Below are 20,600 nucleotides of genomic sequence, written 5' to 3'. Positions count from 1 at the left end.
TTCACTCGATGTCGTGCGGCGCCTGATGCTCGGGCAGGGCGGCGACGTCTTCGTCCTCGGACACCAGGCAGGCGCGGCAGAAGTCGACGCCGAACGGGGTGAGGTGGATCGACCGGCGGACGACCTTGTGCGCGCGCACCGAGTGCATCGCGGCCAGCACGTCCGGTTGTGCCTCGACAACCTGGTATTCGAGCGGGTCGCGTAGTTGCTCCTGCGAGAACCAGATCAGCCCCAGGCGGAACAGGTTGTTGAGGTAGGCGGGCACGTTGTCCATGTAGCGCAGGCCCGCCCGCGGGCCGATCATGTTGAGCCCCGGCGCCACCAGCCGCGAGGACACCATGCCGATGGGGCCGCCCGTGCGGACGTCGACCGCCGGCTGCGGGCCGCCGCGCAGGAGCAACAGCAGGATGCGGGCCTCGTCGGGTGCCATCTCCTCGAGGATGCGGGCGTACGCGGGGTGGCCGCGCTCGGTGTTCCACACGTCGCGCGAGCGGGTCAGCAGCGCCTGGCCCTGAGCACGCAATGACTGCTCCATTTTGCGTTGGCGCTCTTCGTCTTCCTGCTGGTGTGACACCGTGTGCGTCGTCGTCGCGGTGTCGGTGAGCGAGGCGCTGACCTGGACGACGGCCTGCGACACCGAGACACCGTTCGAGACGGCCTTGGCCACCTCGCCGAAAACGGTGCCGGCCTGGGCAACGCCGGAGATCAGCTCGCGTGCGGTGTCGGCGGCCGATGCCGGGTCAGCGACTATCTCGAGTGCGCGACGGCCCGTCTTGAGCCCGGCAACCAGGGTCCATTCCGCCGTGCGCACCCAGGCCGTCGCGGCCAGGCGGACGAGGCCGGGTAGCGCTTCGCCGATCTCGGTCGCGGGAAGGAGCGACGAGGACGGCTCCGATGAGGGAGAGAACGTGGCGCTGAGTGGTCCCCACTGGGCGTGGCGTCGTCTGGGCGCCTGGCGTCGGTCGTCACTCATGCCACACCAAGTCCCAAGAAGATCCCGTAGTGGAGGAAGCCACCTGCGGCGCCCATGATCGCGCCGTGAGCGTAGAGCATCCACTCATCTTCCCTGATTGCCGAACGCAGCATCTCCACGAAGTCGGTCGGCGGAAGTTCTTTGGTGCGCTGTGCGATCAGCGTGCGGATTTTCCCTGATTGCGCCTTCGAGAACTCTTCGTCCTTGAAGGGCGTCAGCGTCCGGCCGACGGCCTCTGCGGCGAAGCCGGCCTTGATCGAGTCGTAGGCCTGGGCGCCGAGTGCCACCCGCGCGGCGCCCCGGATGGGGCCGGCTGCCCGGTCGATGGCCGGGCCCAGAGCGGCCGCCATCATCTGGCGGGTGCGGTCGCCACTCGGACCGTCGATCAGGAAGTCGCCGATGCGTTCCAGGGTGATGACGTCGTCGGCGATGATCCCGGCGTACACCTCGGCGGCCTGCTCTTGCCGCCGCAGGAACAGGCCCTGGAACTTGATGCCGAAATAGCGGGTCGGCTCGGTCGGTTCGAAGATGAGCCACATGCCGAGCGCGTTGGTGATCCAGCCGACGATGACGCCGAGCATCGGCAGCATCCACCAGGTGTGGAACCAGTGGTCGATGAACGCGACGGGAATGCCCAGCAGGAACCCGAAGATGAAGCCGAAGTTGACCATCAGGTTCAGCTCGCGCTGGCCGATGTCCTTGAAGACCCGGATGACGAGGTCGGGGTTTTTCCTGAAGTGCTCGATGACCATGATCTTGGGGTCGAGCAGCTGGTCGATGTGGATGCCGATCTCGGTGGTGATCGACCGCACCACGTCCGGTAGTTGCGACTGGACCCGCGCGACGATCGCGCGTTTGCCGACGGTCGGCAGGTCGCGCCAGAACTGGGGGTCGTTGGCAATCATCACCTCGTCGACGAGCTGCGGGATCTCGGCTTCGAAGAGCTTGACGATGTGCTCGGCGATCATGTCCGGCTCGAGCTGCTGGTAGAACTCCGCGGGCGTACCGAGCTTGGCGATGGCCTTGTCGGATGCGATCGAGCCCATCTTGGCCGCGCGGGCCGGCACGATGCCCTGCCAGCCGACGCCGCCCTGCAGGATGCCGGGGATCTCCTGCAGCTTGTGCGGCAACAGCCGGGCCAGCTCGGCCATCCCCGGGATTCTGAACCCGTGGAAGTTGACCGGATAGAACAGCATGATCAGGCCGGTCCAGTTGATGAGCCAGCCGATCACCGCGGTGAACAACGGAATGCTGAGGAATGCGAACCACTCCATCGGGGTGTGGATCTGGCTCAACGTCCAGTCGCGATCGACCAACCAAGCCCAAAAATCGTTGAACGTCGACCTCACCGCCTTTCGTCGAGCACGCCGGTCCGCACCACGGGTGGTTTGCCACCTGTGCGTGTGCACATTAGCCGTTGCCGTCGCGCCAAGTTGCCCTACTGAGGCCACGCTTTCGCCTCAGCCCGGTATCGGTCGGTGCGGCCACACCCGCGGCGGACCGCTTCGGCAGCGTATTAAACCAACGGGTTGACAACGACGGCGCCGGCGCGCACACTCGTATTCAACCAAATGGTTTAGGAGCAAGATGACCGATCAGCTGTCGAAAGTATTTGCGGCACTGAGTGATCCGCTCCGCCGAGACATCGTGGCGCGGCTGACGACGGCCGATGCGACGGTGAGCGAGCTCGCCGAACCGTACGACGTCAGCTTGCAGGCGGTCTCGAAGCACCTCAAGGTGCTCGAGGACGCGGGGTTGGTCACCCGGGGCCGTGCCGCGCAGACCCGGCCGGTGCACTTGGAAGCGCAGGTGTTCGACCTCATGACCAAGTGGATCGAGCGCTACCAGCGGCAGGCCGAACAGCGTTACCAGCGCCTGGATGCGGTGCTGGCAGAGATGAACGACACCGAATCAAAACCGCGACGAAAGGGCAGAGCATCATGAACACAGCGCAGGCCGTCATCGAAGCCGACAAGGACGTGCCACTCATCCGCATCACCCGTGATTTCCACGCCACCCCAGCGCAATTGCTGAAGGCGCATACCGATCCGGAGTTGTTCGCCCGCTGGGTGGGGCCCGACGGGATGGACACCCGGATCGTGGAATGGGACGCGCGCGACGGCGGCAGCTGGCGCTATATCGCCGCCCGCGATGGCCAGGAGTTCGGGTTCCGTGGGTGCTTCCACACCGTCGCCGAGGACAAGATCGTCCAGACTTTCACTTTCGAGGGCATGCCCGACGCGGTGTCCCTCGAGACGTTGTGGTTCGAGGATCTCGGTGATGGCCGTACCCGGCTGCACGGCCAATCGTTGGTGGACAGCTTCGAGGGGCGCGACGCCTGGCTGGCTTCCGGGATGGAGACGGGCGTCGACCAGGGCTACGCCAAACTCGACGCACTGGTCCGCGAGCTCTGAGCGGCGTTGCTCGTTCTCCGGTGGCGGCGCCGCGATGCTCGTAGCGTCATCGGCACGCCACCGAGAGGGGAGCCGACATGACCGATGCAGTGTCGTCGACCGATGAGGACCGTGCGCTCAAGGAACGGCACCGTGCCATGTGGGCATTGGGGGACTACCCGGCCCTGGCGACCAATGTCGTTTCCAGCCTCGGCCCGGCGCTCGTCGCCGCCTGTGACATCGGGCAGGGTGACCGCGTGCTGGACGTCGCCGCGGGATCCGGCAACGCCGCCATTCCCGCCGCCCGCGCGGGTGCCGACGTCGTCGCCTCCGACCTGACGCCCGAATTGCTGGACGCCGGACGGGAATCCGCCGAGCGCGACGGTCTGGCGTTGTCCTGGCAGCAGGCCGATGCCGAGGCTCTTCCGTTCAGCGACAACGAGTTTGACGTCGTCATGTCCTGTCTCGGCGTGATGTTCGCTCCGCACCATCAGGCCGGCGCAGATGAACTGGTCCGCGTGTGTCGCCCCGGCGGCACCATCGGCCTGCTCAACTGGACGCCGGAAGGCTTCATCGGCCAACTGTTCGCCACCATGAAGCCCTACGCGCCACCGCCACCTCCCGGCGCGCAGCCGCCACCGTTGTGGGGCAACGAAGACCATGTGTGCGCGTTGTTCGGCGACCGGGTGACGGACCTCGACGTCCGTCGGCGGATCGTCACCATCGACCAATTCGCCAGGCCCGAAGACTTTCTCGACTACTTCAAGGTCCGGTACGGGCCGACGATCGCGGTCTACCGCAATGTGGCCGACGATCCCGAGCGCACGGCTGCGCTCGACGGCGAACTCGTTGCCCTGACCCGAAAATTCAACCGCGGCGACACCACTGCGGTGATGGATTGGGAGTACCTGCTCATCACCGCGCGAAAGCGCTGAGGCATCCGCCCGGCTGTTACTGAGCCGGCGCTGCCAAACCGGACCAGCGCAAGCCTGTTCCTGCCTTCGCGGTTGCCGGCGTGGCGGCGGCTGCGCGACGCGCTTTGGCGGCCGCCGTCTCGCCCCGCAGGCGGCGCTCTTCGCGCATGATGCGGCGGTTCAGGATTCGCTCGTCGCGGGCGGTGAGCGTGCGATTCAACCCGGACAGCTGGTCCAGCTGCAGCCAGCTCAGCCCGTCGAGATCGCCGTCGGCGTCATGGCTGGCCAGGACAATGGACCCACGCAGCAGGGGGACCGTCTTCGCCGTGAAAGTCGTTGTCGCCAGCAACAGTTCGGTTGCCTTGCGATTGATGCGGCGCTGGCACCGGCGTGATGTCGGGCTGAACCAGAAGTCGAACTGGCGGTCTGTACTGGTCAGGCATTGAAGCCGTTGACCGTGAATCAGATCAGTGATGTCCGCCGGCGTGTAGGCGCGGGTTTCATAAACCGGGCCGTTGGTGCTGAAGTACAAAACGGTATTCATAGCGATAACCCATTCGGCTCTTTCTAGGTATGGACTCTCTGTCGACCGAAGCACCCACAGTGGGGATGCTGTTATCAACGGTACCCATGTGACAATTGAGACAAACATTGATAACGCCGAGGCGGCGGAAAATATGCCCTCCGCCGCGCTAACGCTGTCCCGGCCATCACCGATAGCACTGGCATGACCTCATCGCGCGCTGCTGGAGCGCTCGTCGTCGCACTCTGTGCGCCGTGGTTGCCGGCGCCCGTGGCGCATGCCGATGCGTTCGGGCAACTCGGCGCGGTTCCCGTGGTCGCGTCGCCGACATGCGGCGGCACCGTCAGCGCCGACGCGCAGGCGACGCCGGTGCAGATCGGCGCGGACGTCGGGCACGGTGTCGGGGTGTCGATCCGCTACGACGCCGGCATCTACGACGGTTCCTGCGCCCTGACGGTGACGGCCAAGTGGCGCAATCTCGACACCGGCGCCTCCGGGCAGGGCGACATCTCCGCGGTCTCGACGATCGACGGGCACTACGGGTTCATCGGCTACGCGAACAGAAACTTCGCGACGGGCAGTGGCACCGTCGTCGTCACCCTGAGTTCGCACCCGGGCGAGGAAATGCGCATCACGGCGTAGGCGCCGCCACGCAGGCTCGGGCTGCGGCGGTGATGCGACGATTGGGCCATGACCGCCACGCTCGTCACGACCAACCTCGCCGGCGGATTCGCCCACCGCACGCTCTTCGAGCGGCTCGATGTGACGGTGGCACCCGGCGATGTGATCGGTGTGGTCGGCTCCAATGGCGCGGGCAAGAGCACGCTGCTGCGGATCCTGGCGGGCGAACTCGCACCGCTTGACGGGACCGTGAGTCTTGCGCCGGCCGACGCGTTCGTCGGTTGGTTGCCGCAGGAGCACGAGCGGGTACCGGGGGAGACGGTGGCCGCGTACGTCGCGCGTCGCACGGGATGTGCCGCCGCGACGCGGGCCATGGACGCCGCGGCCGAGGCGCTGGCCGATGAGACGGCGGACGCCGACGCCTACTCCGCCGCACTGGATCACTGGCTCGTGACCGGCGCGGCGGATCTCGACGAACGGCTGCCGGCGGTGTTGGCCGACCTGGGACTCGATTCCGACGCGGTGCGGCCGGAATCGACGCTGATGACCGCGCTGTCGGGTGGGCAGGCAGCGCGGGTCGGCCTGGCGGCGCTGATGCTGTCGCGCTTCGACATCGTGCTGCTCGATGAACCCACCAACGATCTCGACCTGGACGGACTTGCCCGCTTGGAGGAGATCGTCGGCAACCTCCGTGGCGGCGTGGTTCTCGTCAGCCATGATCGAGAATTCCTGGCCCGCACCGTGACCCGCGTTGTCGAACTCGACCTGGCGCAGAACCGGACCACCGTCTACGGCGGTGGCTACGAGAGTTATCTGGAAGAACGTGAGGTCGCGCGGCGGCACCGTCGCGAACAGTACGACGAGTTCGCCGAGAAGAAGGCCGATCTCGTGGCCCGCGCACGCACGCAGCGGGAGTGGTCGAGTCAGGGTGTACGCAATGCGATGCGCAAGGCACCCGACAACGACAAGAACCGGCGCACGGCACAAACCGAGTCCAGCGAGAAGCAGGCGCAGAAGGTGCGGCAGATGGAGAGCCGGATCGCGCGCCTCGAGGAGGTCGAGGAGCCGCGTAAGGAATGGACGCTGCAATTCACCATCGGTGCGGCACCGCGGTCGAGTTCAGTTGTCGCGACACTCGACAATGCCGTTGTGCGACAAGGTGACTTCGTCCTGGGTCCGGTGTCGTTGCAGGTCGATGCGGGCGAGCGGATCGGGATCACGGGCCCCAACGGGGCGGGGAAGTCGACGCTGCTGCGGCTCCTGCTCGGTCGGCAACAGCCCGACGAGGGCCGCGCCAGTCTCGGCGCAAATGTCGCCATCGGCGAAATCGACCAGGCACGTGCCGATTTCACCGGCGACAGCCGGCTCGTCGATCGCTTCGAGCAGTACGTGCCGTCGTGGACGACCGCGGACGTGCGCACACTGCTCGCAAAGTTCGGACTGCGTGCCGACCACGTGGAACGCACGGTTGACGAGCTGTCGCCCGGCGAGCGAACCCGCGCCGGCCTGGCGCTCCTGCAGGCGCGGGGGACGAACGTGTTGGTTCTCGATGAGCCCACCAACCATCTCGACCTGCCGGCCATCGAGCAGCTCGAGCAGGCGCTCGAAACCTACGACGGTGCACTGCTATTGGTGACCCATGATCGCCGGATGCTGCAGAACGTCCGGTTGGACCGCTCGTGGCTTGTCGAGGGCGGACGAGTCGCCGAGTTGTAGTCCGGTCAAACGTCATCGGACGGAGGTCTGGACGCGGCGGCGTCGGCGACCGCTGCCGCGGCGGGCGCGTCGGCCTGCCGGAACGAACCGGTGCGCTCGTGCTCGCGGCGGCGGACCGCGCTCTGAATCTGTTCCAGATTGTTGCGGAGCAGGTCCGAGACGAACTCGTCCATCCGGGGATCGGCGAGCATCGCGATGAGGACGTGCATGACGGATTCGCTGGCCTGTCCGACGACCTTGTCGTACCCGGGGATTCGGCTGACGATGGGTATGCCCGAGTCGGTGCGAATCTTGTCGGCCGCAAGGGCTTTCAGCTCGTCGTAGTTCTCTTCTATGGCGTTGGAGATGTTGCGGGTGTAGTGGCCCGTCTTGATGACGTCGATGACCTCGTCGAGCACCATGATGGTGATCGGCCGCTTCACCAGCTGGACGGCCCGAACGCTGATCCGGTTGATCAGCCGAAGCCCCGCCGGTGTCTTGAGTCCGCGGCGCACCAGCAGGGGCGTGATCACCAGCGAGCCGATCATGATCACCAGCGCGAGGCCGACGATCACGCCGAGGTCGCGCCAGCCATGGATGGCCAGAACCGTGTTCACGCCCGCGTTTTCACGGGTGCATGTTCCACTGCCCGACGTCGGAGGCCAGGGCGTCGCTGACGTCGACCTCGAGACCACCGACCACCGGGCCCGGGTTCGACGCGGTACTCACGATCCGTTGGTACATCACGGCAGCCGGATAGATCTTGCCGCCCGACCAGGACCGGGTCTGCCAGGCCCACACCTTCCCGGGCGTGGTCGAGCGCCCGATCACGCCGTCGGCTGTGGCCCACTGGCAGGTGTTGATGCCGCCGTAGACGCCGGTGCGCTGCGGGCCGAGTACCGAGTTGATGCCGCGAAACCAGGGCAGCGCAACGTTGTTCCACGTTTCGCGGTTGATGTCGTCGTCGACGGAGAAGAAGATCGGTGCGCTCTGGCCGCCGCCCGCCGCGGTGTGCAGCTGCCAGGCGGTGCGCGCATCGGCGACGCCGCCCGCATAGCCGCGCGTGAAATCGGACGGCGCGGTCCCGCCGGGCTTGCCGTACTGGTAGTTGCTCACGATCGCGAGTCCGGCCGCGGCCAGTGACCGGGCATAGGGCAGCGTGATCGGCTTGGCGCCCATCGTCGAGCCGGGGCGCGACGTCGAGACGTAGTTGACGACGCCGGCGTGCCCGGCGGCCCGAATGTCTTGCGCCGGAATCTGCTTCATGGCGAAGTCGATCAGCGTAGGCGCGGCGGCCGCAGCCGTCGGCAGGCCGAGACCTGCCGCACTCAGCCCGGCCAGGCCCGCCGCTGCGCCGGCATAGCGCAGCGCGTCACGACGCGAGAACGGGCGCCGAAGGCCGGTGGTCTCCGGGAAGTCCTGCATTTCGAGATGTTAACAATGCGACAGATGTGAAAGTTGTGGCCGTGACGTGCTGATTCCAGATCGTGACCGGACTGTTTTCTAGCCCGCCGCTGAGAAGTGCGCCGCCCCTTCGATTCCGAGTAATCGCTCGAGGCCCTCGCCACCGGCCGGCGTCACGACCACCGCTCGGCTGCTGCCGATGCGTCGCACCCAGCCGCTGGCGAACATCGCGGTCGCGATGTGCGCGCCCGCCGCGCCCGCCAGATGACGGCGCCGCTCCGTCCAGTCCAGGCAAGAGCGTGTCGTGGCACGGCGCCCCGGTTCGAAGGGAGCGCCCAGCGCATCCGTCAGCCAGCGCCGTCCATCGCTGGTGAGCGTCAACGACTCGTCCAGCAGCCCCCGTCGGAGCAGTGCCTCGGTGATGGTGACACCGAGCCGTCCGGCGAAGTGGTCGTAGCAGGTACGCCCGCGTGCCAGTGCACTGTTGATCACCGCTTCGCGCATACCGCGGGGCGGTGTGGACGGTTGCTCACCCAGCACCGCGAGCGATTCGAGCACCTCGGCGACGTCGGCGTCCACCAGCTCGACGTAGCGATGGCGTCCTTGCCGGCGTTCGTTGAGCAGACCGACCGACACCAACCGGTTGATGTGCTCGGTGGCGGTCGAGGCGGCGACACCGGCATGCGTCGCCAATTCCTTTGCCGTCCAGGCCCGTCCGTCCATCAGCGCGATCAGCATGCGGGCGCGCGTGGTGTCGGCCATGGCGGACGCGACGGCGGCGAGGCTTTCGGCTGTCATGCAATCCAGTGTGCGACGGCGATGGTTCGGTGGCCACCGAACCATCGCGCGGTCACGATGCACCCATGGACACGTTCGCACGCCTGCACCACGCCGGCGAACCGCTCTTGCTGCCGAACGCCTGGGACTTCGCCTCGGCCGCGGCGTTTGTCCGTGCCGGCTTCCGCGCCGTCGGGACGACGAGTCTCGGCGTCGCCGCTGCCCACGGACTCCCTGACGCAGCCGGCGTCACCGGAGCGGAAACCCTGGCTCTGGCAAGCACATTGGTTCGCCTCCCGGTTCCGGTGACGGTCGACATCGAGGCCGGGTTCGGCATGGATCCGGCCGAATTGGCCGCCGAGTTGACCGCCATCGGTATCGCAGGGGTCAACATCGAGGACGGCCGCGGCGACCATCTCGCCGCGCTCGACGCGCAGTGCGCACTGATCGCGGCGTTCAAGGCCGCGGCGCCGGAAATTTTCGTCAATGCCCGCGTCGATACGTACTGGCTGCACCTGCCCACGGACGAGACCACCCGGCGCGCGTTGGCGTACGTCGACGCCGGTGCGGACGGTGTCTTCGTGCCCGGCCTTGGCGACGAACACGAGATCGAGCGGCTCGTCGCCGCGCTCGGCCAAACTCCGCTCAATCTGCTCGCCCAGCTCCCGTTCCACCGGCTCGGCGAACTCGGCGTCCGCCGCGTGAGCACCGGCTCGCTGCCGTTCCGCGTCGCCATTACGCAGGCCGCGGCGGCGGTGACGGCCTACGCGACGGGGGCGCCGACGCCCGCTGCCATCTCCTACGACGAAGCGCAGACGCTGACGATCAACTGATCAGGTGGCGGCGTTGGGCAGCAGCGGTGGGCAGTTCCCATGGGCGTCGGTGGCCAGTTCGAAGTGCCACAGTTCGTTGGCGTAGATCCGGCACAGACCGAACCGGGCGCCGTTGGCGATCAGCCAGGTGTCGGCGCTGTTGCCGCCGATATCGACGGCCTGACCGCTGACGTGTTTGGACTGCTGTGGTGTCTGAACATATTGCCGCGCAGCGCTGTAACTGCCGTAGGTCTGGATCGCGTCATCGAGCAGTTGCTGCTGGAACTCGGGAGTGCGCCAGCCGGAGGTGATCGTCATGGGGATCCCTTCGGCGGCTGAGGCGGTGGCCGCCTGCTGGACGGCTGCCAGCAACGCTGGATCAAGCCGGCCGACCGTGGGATCGGAGACGTCGAAAGGGCTCGCGGCATCGGCCGATGCCGCTGCCACAGGTCCGAGGAACGTGACTGCACCTGCCAGGGCCAGGGCGATACCGACGATTCGCATGGGCACCGACCCTACTCGGCGTCGGCTATCGAGTGTTCTCTCGCAACGACATCGGCGGCGTCGTGGCTGCTGCCAGTGCCGCGGCGTCGATCGTCTGACATCGGTACGGCAGCGTCTCCATTCGGGCGGTCATCGTGGCGAGCGGATTCTCGAGCACGCCCGTGGCCCCGGAGAGGAACGCCCACTCGTGCTCATCGCTGCCGAAATAGACCACGGTGCCGAAGGTTTCGCCGAACCGCTCCCACGACCGGATCAGTGTCTCGTTGCGCCAGAGCGTGGGACAACCCGCCTGGCCGGCGACGATGACGCCGATGTCACCGCACAGCTTCATGAAATCGGCACCATAGAGGCGGTTGTGCTGGGCGGCATCGGAACGTTCGTCGGGAAGGTCGATGACGACGACGTCGTACCTGGGGCCGGAGTAGCCGGCCACGAACTCGTAGCCGTCGGTGTAGTGCACCGTGACGGGGCCGAGTCCGGCTTCCGCCCTTGCCAATTCATCCGGCGTGTAGCCGTAGGGCAGGTGTTCGGCGCAGAGCCGGACGGCCTCCCGGTCGATGTCGACGTGGTCGACGCGCGTGGCGCCGGCGGCGACGGCCATCTGGCTGGCCACGCCCTCGCCGGAGCCGATTATGAGCACCCGATCGATCGTCTCGGCAAGCAGCATCGCCGGCACCATCAAGGCCTCGTGGTAGACGAGTTGGCTGAATTCGGTGCTCTGCCGGTCCGAGTCGCTGAACAGCGAGATGCCCTGCTCGGTGCGGCCGATCACCAGATGCTGAAACTCGGTGTGGACGTCGCACAGCACATCGGTGAGTTCCCAGGTGCGGGTGAGGCCGGGCGCCATCGGCTCGACGATCTGCTTTCCGGCGCCACGAAACACGGTGTGGACGTGGGCATCTGCCGCGCCCACGGCCTGCCGCAGCAGACGGACGGCCTCCTCGGCATCGGCCGACTCCCCGCAGGTGAAGACGTCGACAAACATCGCGCCGCGCTCGGGATAGCTGTGGATCGACGCGTGCGACTCGGCCAGCAGCGCCAGCACCGTCACGCCGTGCGGCTCGAAGCGCTTGTCCACCATGTCGCACACCGTGGCTCCGGCGCGCTCGACCGCGTTGCGCAGGAGGTGACGCAGCCGCACACGATCGTTGGCCAGGTCCCGGTCGACACCGGTGAACTCGGCCAGGACGTGACAGCCCGCGAAGCTGCTACCCGGTTGTGACTGCATCAGTGACCTCCACGAACTCCGTTGCCAGACAGGAAAATCCATTGAACGTCGACGAGTAACTCGTCGTGTACGCGCCGGCCGACTCGATCTCGACCGGATCGCCCGGGCGCAGCGTCACCGGCAGGGGATAGCGCCGGTACAGCACGTCGTCGCCGTCGCACGTCGGGCCGGCGACCACGGCGTCGTCGACGGGATCACCGTCGCGGCCGGTGCGCAGCCGGTAGCGGATGTATTCGTTCTCGGTTTCGGCCAGCCCGCCGTAGCGCCCGATGTCCAGGTATACCCAGCGGCGGCCGTCGGTACCGGTCCGCACTGCCACGACCTCGCACGAGAGCGTGCCCGCCGACCCCACGACGGCGCGTCCCGGTTCGATGACGATGCGGGGGAGCGCCGGGAAGTGCCGTCCGAGGGCGCCGGCGATGGCGTCGCCCACGACCCCGAGGCCGGGTACGCGCGCGTCGTACGAGATCGGGATACCGCCGCCCAGGTTGAGTGTCGTCAGACCGGGCACGGCCTCGAAAATGTCACGCGCGCAGCGGATACCGACCTCCCACGCGTCGGGATCGAGCTGCTGCGAGCCGACGTGGAACGCCACGCCGTCCGCCCGCAGCCCCGATCGGGAGGCCTCCGTCAGCAACGCGACGGCATCGCCCGGCGCGCACCCGAACTTGTGCCCGAACGGCGTGACCGATGACGGGAACGTCGGCGCGATGCGGCATTCGACGCTCGACCCCGGCGCGTTCTCGGCGATCGCCGCAAGGCCGGCCGCGGTGTCGAAGGTGAACCGCCGCACGCCCTGCGCGAAGGCGTACGCGATCTCGGCGGGCTTCTTGAGGGGATTGCCGAACGTCATCAGGGCACCGTCGATGCCGGCCGCGGTGCACAGGTCGACCTCGCCGACGGACGCGACGTCGAACGTGCAATGGAGGCCGGCCAGTAGCCGGAGCACGGGCTCGGCCGGGTTGGCCTTGACGGCGTACCGGATCTCGGCGTCGGGCAGCGCACGGCGCAACTCAGCAACGTTCCCGCGGACCGTCGCGAGGTCGATCGTCAGGTAGGGCCTACCGGGCACACGCGGCAGAGTACTGAAGAGTTCGCATCTGCGCGCCGCGATGACGGCGACCCCTCAACATCGTCCCGCCGAATGTTCGATCTGCTCGCGCAGAATGTCTCCGTGACCTGCGTGTCGGGCGAATTCGTCGATCATGGCGAGCAGGGTCCAGCGCATGCTCACCGTGTCTTCGCGGGGATTGTCCTTGGTGTCGTCGAGAGCGAAGCGTGCGGCGATCGCCCGGGACCGTTGGCTGGCGCGCTCGAATTCGGCGATCACATCGGACAGCGACTCGTCATCGGCGACTGCGAAGGTGCCTTCGTCGCGGTTGGAATAGCCGTCGCATTCGGCCTCGTCGAGCCCTGCCCAGAAGCGCTGGAACCAGATGCGCTCCGCGGCAGCGGCATGCTTGATCAACGAAATCGGCGTCGTCAGCGACGCCACGAGTCGCTGACGTGCCTCGGCTTCCGTCAGGCCGCGTGCGGTTGCGATGAGCGCCTCGCGGTTGCGGTCGAGCATGTTCTCGATGAGCACCCGTTCGGTGCCGCGGGTAATTCGGTTGGTGTTCATGGTTGTTCGACCTGATCTGTCGTTGCGGTTCAGAAGTCGCCGTCGGCGGTGTTTCGTGACGGGTGCTGACGCCTACCGGACGCCGGATGTGGGTTCGGCCGCGTCGTGCAGCCCGTTGCGCGCTGGTCGGCGAGCGAAGTATCAGCCGACGAGGTTGATCACGAGATTGATCGTGCACGCGATGATCACGGTGCCATAGATGTAGCTGAAAAGGCAGTGTTTCAGGACCTCTGCTCGCATCCGCGAGCTGGTGACGTCGGTATCGGACACCTGGTAGGTCATGCCGAGGTTGAACGAGAAATAGAAGAAATCGCTGTATTGCGGATCGACATCGGGGTCGTTGAAGTCGATGCCACCCGGACCGTCGTCGTAGTAGATGCGGGCGTAGCGCGCCGTGTACATGGTGTGCAGCAGCGCCCACGTCGCGAGGATCGCGGCCAGCGACATGCCCGCGTACGACGCTTTGTCCGCGTCGTTGGCGGACAACAGGAGGATTCCGATGGACGTCAGGCTGGCGGTCAAGATGAGGAGCAGGACCAGATCGCCGATCTCGTCGTCGACGTCGGCTTCCCCCGCGTGCTCCTTCGTCCGCTCGGGGTCCATCCGCCACAGCACTGCGACCGCCCACAGGACGTAGCTCGCGGCAGTGACGATGACGACTGCCAGCAGCCCGACGGGCCAACGCTGCGACAGGACTCCGGTCGCGAGGCCGACGCCGACGCCCGCGGTCAAGCTGATCCAGAACCTGTTCGCGCCCGAGAGTGAGGTCACCCCACGCATTCTCCTGCCTCAGCTCCCGTAGAGCCGCAGTGCCCTCGCGACTTCCGTGGCGATCTCGCCGCTGAGCCGCGCGATGGGCGGGCCGCCGCGTTGATGGATCACGTTGGCCAGCACCGCCACGTAGGTGTCCGACCCCGGGTCGATCCACAGCGTCACCCCGGTGAAGCCGGTGTGGCCGAAGCTACCGACGGGAAAAACCATGCCGCGGGGGCGCGAGTGCTCGGTGTCGATGTCCCAGCCGAAGCTGCGTAGTTCCTGGCCCGGGATGGCCGGATAGTTCGGTGCCAGTAGCGGATCCGTTGGATTTGGATGATTTTCGATGGCTGCTCGGCTGGCGGCATCGGCCGCGGGCAGCTGCCCGGCGTTGTGACCCGGCTGTTGCGGCGTCGCCATCAATTCCGCCGTGGGCTGTGCCAACGGAAACGGGCTCGGACGCGCGGCGAGCCGATCGAGAAGCGCCTGCGCGTAGCGACCGATGTCCGCGACCGTCGAGAACACGCCCGCGCTCCCTCCGGTGCCGCCCATCCGCCGGGCCGTCGGGTCGTGCACGGTGCCGCGGATCAGATGGTCGAAGTCGGGGTTGATGCCGGGAGTGTCGTCATCGTGGGCAGTGGGTGCGACGCGCGCCAGCAGGCCGGTGCTCCAGGTCCCCGGCGGGCACGGACCTGACGGTACGCCCTCGAAAACGATTGCCGTGCCGCGGACTTGGTGCGGGCCGCAGGCTTTGGTGGCAGGAAGGTACCGGGTGTCCGAAAGTCCCAAGGGCGCAAAGACGTTGTCCTGCACGTAGTCGTCCAACGACTCGCCGGTGATCTTCTCGACCAGCGCGCCGAGAACGATGAAGTTGAGGTCGGAGTAGTGGAACCCCTCGCCGGGACCGAACTCCAAAGGTGCTGTGAGCGCGCGACGGATGCCCTCCGCCTTGTCGGCACTCGTCAAACCCCATGGACCCTGGTGGCTGAGATCGCCACCGGTGCCGGATGTGTGCGTCAGCATCATGCGCACGGTCACCTGGGCGCGCCGTGGGTCGTTGGCAGTATTGAATTCCGGAAAGTAGGTCTGGATGGGTTCGTCGACCTGCACCAGGCCTTTCTCGTACAACTGCAGGAGCGCCACGGTCGTCGCGATGCTCTTCGACAACGACGCGAGGTCGAAGATGGTGTCTTCGGTCATCGGTTCGGCCGGCGCCGCGGACCCGTCCAGTGCGGGTTCGTCGCCGAGTCTGCGGGCGCCGTAGGCCTGCCGGAAGACGACCTTGCCGGCATGTCCCACCTCGATCACCGCGCCGGGCAACCGATGTGCCGCGATGGCGTCATTCACCAGGCGGGATACCGCGGCGAAGGGACCGGCCGGAATGACGCTCGGCACGGGAGTGGCTGCGGTGGACGTCGCGGCCGGGGGCTGAGCGCTCGGCGAAGGGGCCACCGGTGGCGGTGTGGGCCGCCCGCACGCCGCGACGGCGAGCACCACCGCGGACACCCGTGCGACGCGCGACCCCGACACTTTCACCGTTTCGACGTTAGCGCCTGACTCTGCTCAGCACGGACCCGACGATGAGCAGTCCGCAGAACCACAGCGGCAGCGCGATCGCACCGGCGTGCGATGCCGGGTCCTGGGTCATCAGGAAGTAGATCAGTGCGAAGTACCCGAGGCACAGATAGTTCGTGATCGGCGACAGTGGTGTCTTGAAGACGCCGGCGCCCTCGCGGGCCCGGAAGCGCAGGTGGCTCAACGCGATGATGCTCCAGGTGATCAGCTCGGCCCCGACCACGACGGGAATCAGGATCACCAGTGCCTTGCCGGGAAGCAGGACGTTGAGAAGCACTGCCACGGCGACGAACCCGGAGTTGAGCAGCAGCGCGCGCACCGGCACGCCGCGGGCGTTGGTGTGGGCGAGGAACCTGGGGGCTTGACCGCTGGCGGCGAGGTCGTACAGGACGCGCGCATTGCTGTAGGTCATGACGTTCGCGACGGACAATGCCGCAGTCAGCACGACGATGTTGAGCAGCGTTGCGGCGCCGCCGATCCCGAGGCCGACGAGCATCAGCACGAACGGGCTGCCCTCCGTGCCCACCTGGTCCCACGGCCAGATGATCAGCATGACGCCGATGGCACCCACGTAGAAGATCAGGATTCGCAGCAGAACCTGATTGATGGCGCGGGGAATGTTGCGGGCGGGCTCCTCGACTTCGCCGGCGGCGGTGCCCAGGGCCCCTTGGGGGCGAAACCGCCATGCGCCCAGAGGTTTTGCAGGCCGTGCACGTTGTAGTCGCCGGCGCCGAAGATGATCGCGATACCGATGACGATCATGGCGATGACGGCAGTCACCTTGATCAGCGTGAAGTAGAACTCGAACTCGCCGAATGCCTTGACGTTGAAGGTGTTCGCGGCGGTGATGAGCACCAGGCACACCGCGGTGGTGATCCAGCGCGGCAGGTTCGGGAACCAGAAGGCCATGAACTCCGAGGCTGCCGTCAACTCCACCATGCAGACGACGACACAGACGTACCACCAGTTCCAGCCGGCGATGAATCCCGCTGGTTTGCCGAGGTATTCGCGCGCGTACGCCGACCAGGATCCGGCGACGGGGTGGGCCACGGCCATCTCGCCGAGCATCCGCATCACGCCGTAGAGGACGACGCCGGCGATCGCGTAGCCGACGAGGACGATCGGTCCGGCAGTTTGCACCGACGTACCGGAGATCAGGAACAGCCCGGTGCCGATCGCCGAACCGAGCGAGATCATCTGCAGGTGCCGATTCTTCAGCTCGCGGTGCATCGGAGCGTCGGTCGTGGACACGGCGCCCAGCGGTCCCTCGGCGGGACGGGTGCTCGGAGCCATCGGGTTGCCTTCCATTCGGTGTGATCGCGTGCCGGTGTGGGGCCGCGGCTACGGCGGTGCCGCGGGCACGTCGACGCGGGCCTGCAACACCCGCCCGGCCGACTCGCCACGCATCAGACCCTCGTGCGTGGTGTCGTCGACGATCAGGTACAGCGTGCGCCCGTCGGCTCCCCCCAATGCCGGTGCGACGGCCCAGCCGTGGTCGACGGTGATGCGATGCGTCACTGTGCCGCCCGCGATGACGCGCAGGAACTCGCCGCTGTCGTAACAACCGACCCATACGCCGCCCTCGGCGTCGATACACAGCCCGTCGGGATGGCGACCGGCGCCGAGATCGGCGAACACCGCGGGGGAGCCGAGACTCCCGTCCGGTTCGGTCGAAAAAGCAAGCAGACGTGAGCCGTTCGTCTCACTGACGATGAGGGTCGAGCGGTCGGGCAGGAAGCCGAGGCCATTGGGGACGGCAAGCCCGGACGCGGACGGTCCCCGTGGGGTCGACGAGGCCGATCTCGCCCACCAACGCATTGCCGGTCTGCTTGTAGAGGTCGACGTATCCGCGGCCGTCCGTGTTGACGACTAGGTCGTTGGTCGACCAGGCCAGGTCGCCGACATCGAAAGTCGCCACGGTGGTGCCCTGCGGGTCGACGTGGTGGATCTTGGCCTCGAAGAGCGCCGACACCACGAGTGTGCCGTCGGGCAGCCAGCCCAGTCCGGAGGCGCGGGGGACCTCGGCCGCCACGACGAGGTCACCGGTCTCGCCGACCGAGTAGACCCGCCCGGCCGGCCCGTCGCTGAACCACAGGCGGCCGTCGTGCCATCGGGGGCCTTCGCCGTAGACGAACCCGTCGATGAGCGGTTCAGCAGCTGTTGACGTCGTCGTCGGACCATCCCCTTCGCTCGATGAGTGCGTAGAGGCTATCCCGAGTGGAGTGGGGGACCGCTCCGAATCACGACACCGCGGGCAGTGCCAGACTGGTGCCGTGACGACTCCGGAACCGATCGAGCCTGACACCAAGGACTGGACGTGGGTGTTGTCCAGCGCCTGCCCGGAATGCGGCTTCGATGCGGCATCCGTCCAGCCCACCGACGTCGCCGACCGGATCCGCGACGATGCCGCCGACTGGGTACACCGACTCGCGGGCTCCGACGTCCGAACCCGGCCGCGCCCGGGCGTGTGGTCGACCCTCGAGTACGGGTGCCACATCCGCGACGTGCACCGCATCTTCGCGCACCGCGTCCAGCTGATGCTGACCGAGGACGATCCGCAGTTCCCCAACTGGGACCAGGACGAGACCGCGATCGCCGACGACTACGTGTCGCAAGACCCCGCCGTCGTGGCCACCGAGCTGTTCGACGCCGCGAACGTCGTTGCCGCCACCTATGCCGATGTGCCGGCGGACGCGTGGGGCCGGCGCGGATTTCGCAGTAACGGAAGCGAATTCACCGTCGCGACCATTTCGGTCTATCACCTGCACGACATCGTCCACCACGCGTACGACGTCACTCCTCGAGGGTGATGGCGAGGTTGCTGGGCGCTGATGGTCACCGTGCCGTGATGTCACCGAAGATGCAACGCCGGAACGCCTCCACGTCGGTCGAGACGGATCACACGCGTTACGTTGGAGGCACCGCACGATGCAACTGAACTGAAGGGGGCCCAGGGTGCCGGTTTCCGGGACGCGGCGCGTGTACGGAGGCGTCACCGGCGAGGAGCGGGTCGCCCAGCGGCGCCGTAAGTTGATCGACGCCGGTACGAACTTGTTCGGCTCTCCAGCATCAGGCTCGGTGCGGGTCAAGGATGTGGCCGCGGCGGCCGGCCTGACAGAGCGGTACTTCTACGAGAGCTTCACCGACCTGAACGCGTTGTTCAGAGCTGTGTTCGAGGCGGCTGCCGATGCGATCGAAGCCCGCGTGAGCGCTGCGATGGTCGATGCGCCGGTCGACTGCTTCGCGAGGGTATCGATCGCGCTGCGCACCACCGTTGATGTGTTGTCCGGCGATCCCCGGATGATCCGCATCCTCTTCATCGAGGGCCTGGGCTCGGGTGGCCGTGCGAGCGTTCACCGCAACGAGGTCCTCGCCCGTGCCGCCGGTAACTTCTTGAAATGGTCTGCGCCGGAAGCCCCTTCGTTTGAAAGCAGCGCGGTGTCGGCTCGGATGGAGGCATTCGCCATGTCGGGAGCCGCTTCGGAATTGCTGATCTCTTGGGCGGACGGAACTCTCGATGTCACGCCAGCGGCGATGGCTGACTTTCTGGTCACGCTGTACTCGCGCATGACTCTGTGCTGACCGGTGCAACCATACCGCCGCCCAACGTAATTGGCGTACGCCGACTACTCTGCCGCGGCCTTGATCGCCTGCAGGGTTTGCCGCATCCCATCGCGCATGGATGCGGTGAAGACGTCCTGCCCACCCAGGTAGGCATCGATGACCTGGGCCGTCGCCGCCGGGCTGCCCTCGGGATTCTCGCGCCGCTGGGTGAGCTTGGTCCCGCTCGCTGTGGGCTCCAGCCGCAGAGACCAGATGGCCCAGTTCTCCTTGATGCGGAACGCGATCTCGCGGCCACTGTCCAGCCGCACCACGGTTCCGTGTGTCGTCCATTGGAAGCTGCCGTTGGTGTTCAGGTTGGTGAACTCGACGCCATCGGCGACGTGCTCGGCGCCTTTGAGTCGGGTGGATTCGACCTGCGGGCTCCACTCAGCCATCCGGCACGCGTCACTGACCAGCGTCCACACCGTGTCCGGGGTGGCGGCGATGTCGATGCTCTCTTCGAGCACGGGTTGCGGATTCGAAGGCATGCACTGACTCCCATCGCGAAGTTAAGCGTCCGATCGGACGTGTTGTGGACTGTAGCGATCAGCGCGATTTACGTCCAGTCGCACGTATAAAATGCGGAGGTGGCAATCGGCGATCAGCGGGATGGGCGACGCGTCCGCGGTGACGCGACGCGGCGCAAGGTTGCCCACGAGGCCGCAATGATCGCGACGACGCACGGGCTCGACTCGATCACGGTGGGCGCGCTGGCCGCGGCGACCGGGGTCAGTAAAAGCGGAATCCTCACGGTGTTCGGGAACCGGGAGGCGATCCAAGTGGCGGCGGTGGCCGCGGCACGAAACATCTACCGCGAAACGATCATTGCGAAGGCGTTTGAGGCCCCTCCCGGCGCGCCGCGCCTGCGCGCACTTATCGAGGCCTGGGTCGACTACCTGACTGCCGGTGTGTTCCGCGGCGGTTGCTTCATGGTGGCCACCACGGCGGAATATGGCAGGCGTGACGGTCCGGTCGCGGACGAGGTGCGCAAGCTCAAGCGTGGCTGGTTGAAGCTGCTCGAAACCGAGCTGGCCGCCGCGGGATCCGCGACGCCGGCGGACGACGCCTTCAAGATCGACGCGTTTCTCGCCGCCGGCAATGGCCGCCGGGAACTGTTCGCCGACGACACCGAGCTGCTGCGGGCCCGCGACCTCGCGATGGGCGTCGTCGGCCAGCTTGCCGGTGCATAGCCGGCGTTTCGCCG

At 67.0% G+C, this 20,600-nt stretch carries 26 protein-coding genes; 9 read left to right on the top strand and 17 right to left on the bottom strand.

Going from position 1 to position 20,600, the window contains the following annotated elements:
• Position 1: 1 nt before the first annotated feature.
• Positions 2 to 973, bottom strand: coding sequence for an Abi-alpha family protein (locus tag ACJEIK_RS29015; RefSeq protein ID WP_082762167.1), 972 nt, complete (start codon positions 971 to 973; stop codon positions 2 to 4).
• Positions 970 to 2,289, bottom strand: a complete 1,320-nt coding sequence (locus ACJEIK_RS29010; RefSeq protein ID WP_409430791.1) for a hypothetical protein — start codon at positions 2,287 to 2,289, stop codon at positions 970 to 972. The genes ACJEIK_RS29015 and ACJEIK_RS29010 overlap by 4 nt, the downstream gene beginning before the upstream one ends.
• 271 nt (positions 2,290 to 2,560) lie before the next feature.
• Here ACJEIK_RS29010 and ACJEIK_RS29005 point away from each other — a divergent pair, with 271 nt between their 5' ends.
• From ACJEIK_RS29005 to ACJEIK_RS28995, 3 genes are all read left to right on the top strand, one after another.
• Positions 2,561 to 2,917 (top strand): helix-turn-helix transcriptional regulator, encoded by a 357-nt coding sequence (locus tag ACJEIK_RS29005; RefSeq protein ID WP_133428033.1) that lies wholly within the window; start codon positions 2,561 to 2,563, stop codon positions 2,915 to 2,917.
• The gene (locus tag ACJEIK_RS29000; RefSeq protein ID WP_409430790.1) at positions 2,914 to 3,387 is read left to right on the top strand and encodes an SRPBCC family protein; all 474 of its coding nucleotides are present in this window, start codon (positions 2,914 to 2,916) and stop codon (positions 3,385 to 3,387) included. Before ACJEIK_RS29005 ends, ACJEIK_RS29000 begins: the two co-directional genes overlap by 4 nt.
• Before the next feature lie 77 nt (positions 3,388 to 3,464).
• Positions 3,465 to 4,301, top strand: coding sequence for a class I SAM-dependent methyltransferase (locus tag ACJEIK_RS28995; RefSeq protein ID WP_133428034.1), 837 nt, complete (start codon positions 3,465 to 3,467; stop codon positions 4,299 to 4,301).
• Positions 4,302 to 4,317: 16 nt separating this feature from the next.
• Here the strand turns inward: ACJEIK_RS28995 and ACJEIK_RS28990 are convergent, their stop codons facing one another.
• On the bottom strand, positions 4,318 to 4,824 hold the full coding sequence (locus tag ACJEIK_RS28990; RefSeq protein WP_133428065.1) for a hypothetical protein: 507 nt from the start codon (positions 4,822 to 4,824) through the stop codon (positions 4,318 to 4,320).
• A gap of 183 nt (positions 4,825 to 5,007) precedes the next feature.
• Here ACJEIK_RS28990 and ACJEIK_RS28985 point away from each other — a divergent pair, with 183 nt between their 5' ends.
• Positions 5,008 to 5,445, top strand: a complete 438-nt coding sequence (locus ACJEIK_RS28985; RefSeq protein ID WP_133428035.1) for a hypothetical protein — start codon at positions 5,008 to 5,010, stop codon at positions 5,443 to 5,445.
• Positions 5,446 to 5,493: 48 nt separating this feature from the next.
• The gene (gene abc-f, locus ACJEIK_RS28980; RefSeq protein WP_133428036.1) at positions 5,494 to 7,140 is read left to right on the top strand and encodes a ribosomal protection-like ABC-F family protein; all 1,647 of its coding nucleotides are present in this window, start codon (positions 5,494 to 5,496) and stop codon (positions 7,138 to 7,140) included.
• Between the two features lie 5 nt (positions 7,141 to 7,145).
• Here the strand turns inward: abc-f and ACJEIK_RS28975 are convergent, their stop codons facing one another.
• From ACJEIK_RS28975 to ACJEIK_RS28965, 3 genes are all read right to left on the bottom strand, one after another.
• On the bottom strand, positions 7,146 to 7,736 hold the full coding sequence (locus ACJEIK_RS28975) for a hypothetical protein (protein WP_061004729.1): 591 nt from the start codon (positions 7,734 to 7,736) through the stop codon (positions 7,146 to 7,148).
• 10 nt (positions 7,737 to 7,746) lie between these two features.
• On the bottom strand, positions 7,747 to 8,544 hold the full coding sequence (locus tag ACJEIK_RS28970) for a DUF1906 domain-containing protein (RefSeq protein ID WP_135357419.1): 798 nt from the start codon (positions 8,542 to 8,544) through the stop codon (positions 7,747 to 7,749).
• A gap of 78 nt (positions 8,545 to 8,622) precedes the next feature.
• Entirely contained in the window at positions 8,623 to 9,321 is a 699-nt protein-coding gene (locus tag ACJEIK_RS28965; protein WP_135357418.1) for an ArsR/SmtB family transcription factor, read from the bottom strand.
• Between the two features lie 65 nt (positions 9,322 to 9,386).
• Here ACJEIK_RS28965 and ACJEIK_RS28960 point away from each other — a divergent pair, with 65 nt between their 5' ends.
• A complete protein-coding gene (locus tag ACJEIK_RS28960; protein WP_409430789.1) occupies positions 9,387 to 10,133 on the top strand; it encodes an isocitrate lyase/phosphoenolpyruvate mutase family protein in 747 nt (248 codons plus the stop codon).
• Here the strand turns inward: ACJEIK_RS28960 and ACJEIK_RS28955 are convergent, their stop codons facing one another.
• The 10 genes from ACJEIK_RS28955 to ACJEIK_RS28910 form a co-directional block, all read right to left on the bottom strand.
• Complete coding sequence (locus ACJEIK_RS28955) at positions 10,134 to 10,616, bottom strand: M15 family metallopeptidase (protein WP_082762169.1); 483 nt, start codon at positions 10,614 to 10,616, stop codon at positions 10,134 to 10,136.
• Between the two features lie 25 nt (positions 10,617 to 10,641).
• Complete coding sequence (speD, locus tag ACJEIK_RS28950) at positions 10,642 to 11,844, bottom strand: adenosylmethionine decarboxylase (protein ID WP_061004737.1); 1,203 nt, start codon at positions 11,842 to 11,844, stop codon at positions 10,642 to 10,644.
• A complete protein-coding gene (locus ACJEIK_RS28945; protein ID WP_409430788.1) occupies positions 11,825 to 12,916 on the bottom strand; it encodes a type III PLP-dependent enzyme in 1,092 nt (363 codons plus the stop codon). Before ACJEIK_RS28945 ends, speD begins: the two co-directional genes overlap by 20 nt.
• Positions 12,917 to 12,970: 54 nt before the next feature.
• Positions 12,971 to 13,465 carry a DinB family protein gene (locus ACJEIK_RS28940; RefSeq protein WP_409430787.1) on the bottom strand — a complete coding sequence of 165 codons (495 nt, stop codon included), beginning with the start codon at positions 13,463 to 13,465 and terminating at the stop codon, positions 12,971 to 12,973.
• A gap of 141 nt (positions 13,466 to 13,606) precedes the next feature.
• The gene (locus ACJEIK_RS28935; protein ID WP_061004743.1) at positions 13,607 to 14,245 is read right to left on the bottom strand and encodes a DUF1345 domain-containing protein; all 639 of its coding nucleotides are present in this window, start codon (positions 14,243 to 14,245) and stop codon (positions 13,607 to 13,609) included.
• A 9-nt stretch (positions 14,246 to 14,254) separates the two neighbouring features.
• The gene (locus tag ACJEIK_RS28930; RefSeq protein ID WP_409430786.1) at positions 14,255 to 15,754 is read right to left on the bottom strand and encodes a serine hydrolase domain-containing protein; all 1,500 of its coding nucleotides are present in this window, start codon (positions 15,752 to 15,754) and stop codon (positions 14,255 to 14,257) included.
• A 10-nt stretch (positions 15,755 to 15,764) separates the two neighbouring features.
• Entirely contained in the window at positions 15,765 to 16,400 is a 636-nt protein-coding gene (locus ACJEIK_RS28925) for an amino acid permease (RefSeq protein ID WP_409431775.1), read from the bottom strand.
• Entirely contained in the window at positions 16,373 to 17,086 is a 714-nt protein-coding gene (locus ACJEIK_RS28920; RefSeq protein WP_267886863.1) for an amino acid permease, read from the bottom strand. Before ACJEIK_RS28920 ends, ACJEIK_RS28925 begins: the two co-directional genes overlap by 28 nt.
• Positions 17,087 to 17,134: 48 nt before the next feature.
• Complete coding sequence (locus ACJEIK_RS28915; RefSeq protein WP_256370156.1) at positions 17,135 to 17,611, bottom strand: SMP-30/gluconolactonase/LRE family protein; 477 nt, start codon at positions 17,609 to 17,611, stop codon at positions 17,135 to 17,137.
• Entirely contained in the window at positions 17,496 to 18,098 is a 603-nt protein-coding gene (locus ACJEIK_RS28910; RefSeq protein ID WP_256370155.1) for an SMP-30/gluconolactonase/LRE family protein, read from the bottom strand. The genes ACJEIK_RS28915 and ACJEIK_RS28910 overlap by 116 nt, the downstream gene beginning before the upstream one ends.
• On the opposite strand from ACJEIK_RS28910, the gene ACJEIK_RS28905 reads away from it, so the two are divergent.
• Entirely contained in the window at positions 18,067 to 18,603 is a 537-nt protein-coding gene (locus ACJEIK_RS28905; protein ID WP_244602360.1) for a DinB family protein, read from the top strand. The two genes, ACJEIK_RS28910 and ACJEIK_RS28905, sit on opposite strands and share 32 nt — an antisense overlap.
• Before the next feature lie 145 nt (positions 18,604 to 18,748).
• Entirely contained in the window at positions 18,749 to 19,375 is a 627-nt protein-coding gene (locus ACJEIK_RS28900) for a TetR/AcrR family transcriptional regulator (protein ID WP_082762174.1), read from the top strand.
• A gap of 44 nt (positions 19,376 to 19,419) precedes the next feature.
• On the opposite strand, the gene ACJEIK_RS28895 is transcribed toward ACJEIK_RS28900, so the two are convergent.
• Positions 19,420 to 19,884 (bottom strand): SRPBCC family protein, encoded by a 465-nt coding sequence (locus ACJEIK_RS28895; RefSeq protein WP_061004746.1) that lies wholly within the window; start codon positions 19,882 to 19,884, stop codon positions 19,420 to 19,422.
• A gap of 99 nt (positions 19,885 to 19,983) precedes the next feature.
• Between ACJEIK_RS28895 and ACJEIK_RS28890 the strand changes: the two genes are divergently transcribed.
• Complete coding sequence (locus tag ACJEIK_RS28890) at positions 19,984 to 20,586, top strand: TetR/AcrR family transcriptional regulator (protein WP_409430785.1); 603 nt, start codon at positions 19,984 to 19,986, stop codon at positions 20,584 to 20,586.
• Positions 20,587 to 20,600: the final 14 nt, after the last annotated feature.

The sequence above is a fragment of the Mycobacterium sp. SMC-16 genome (assembly GCF_046250085.1).
GTDB classification, from domain to species: Bacteria; Actinomycetota; Actinomycetes; order Mycobacteriales; family Mycobacteriaceae; genus Mycobacterium; species Mycobacterium phocaicum.
This window is presented reverse-complemented; position numbering and strand designations above follow the sequence as displayed.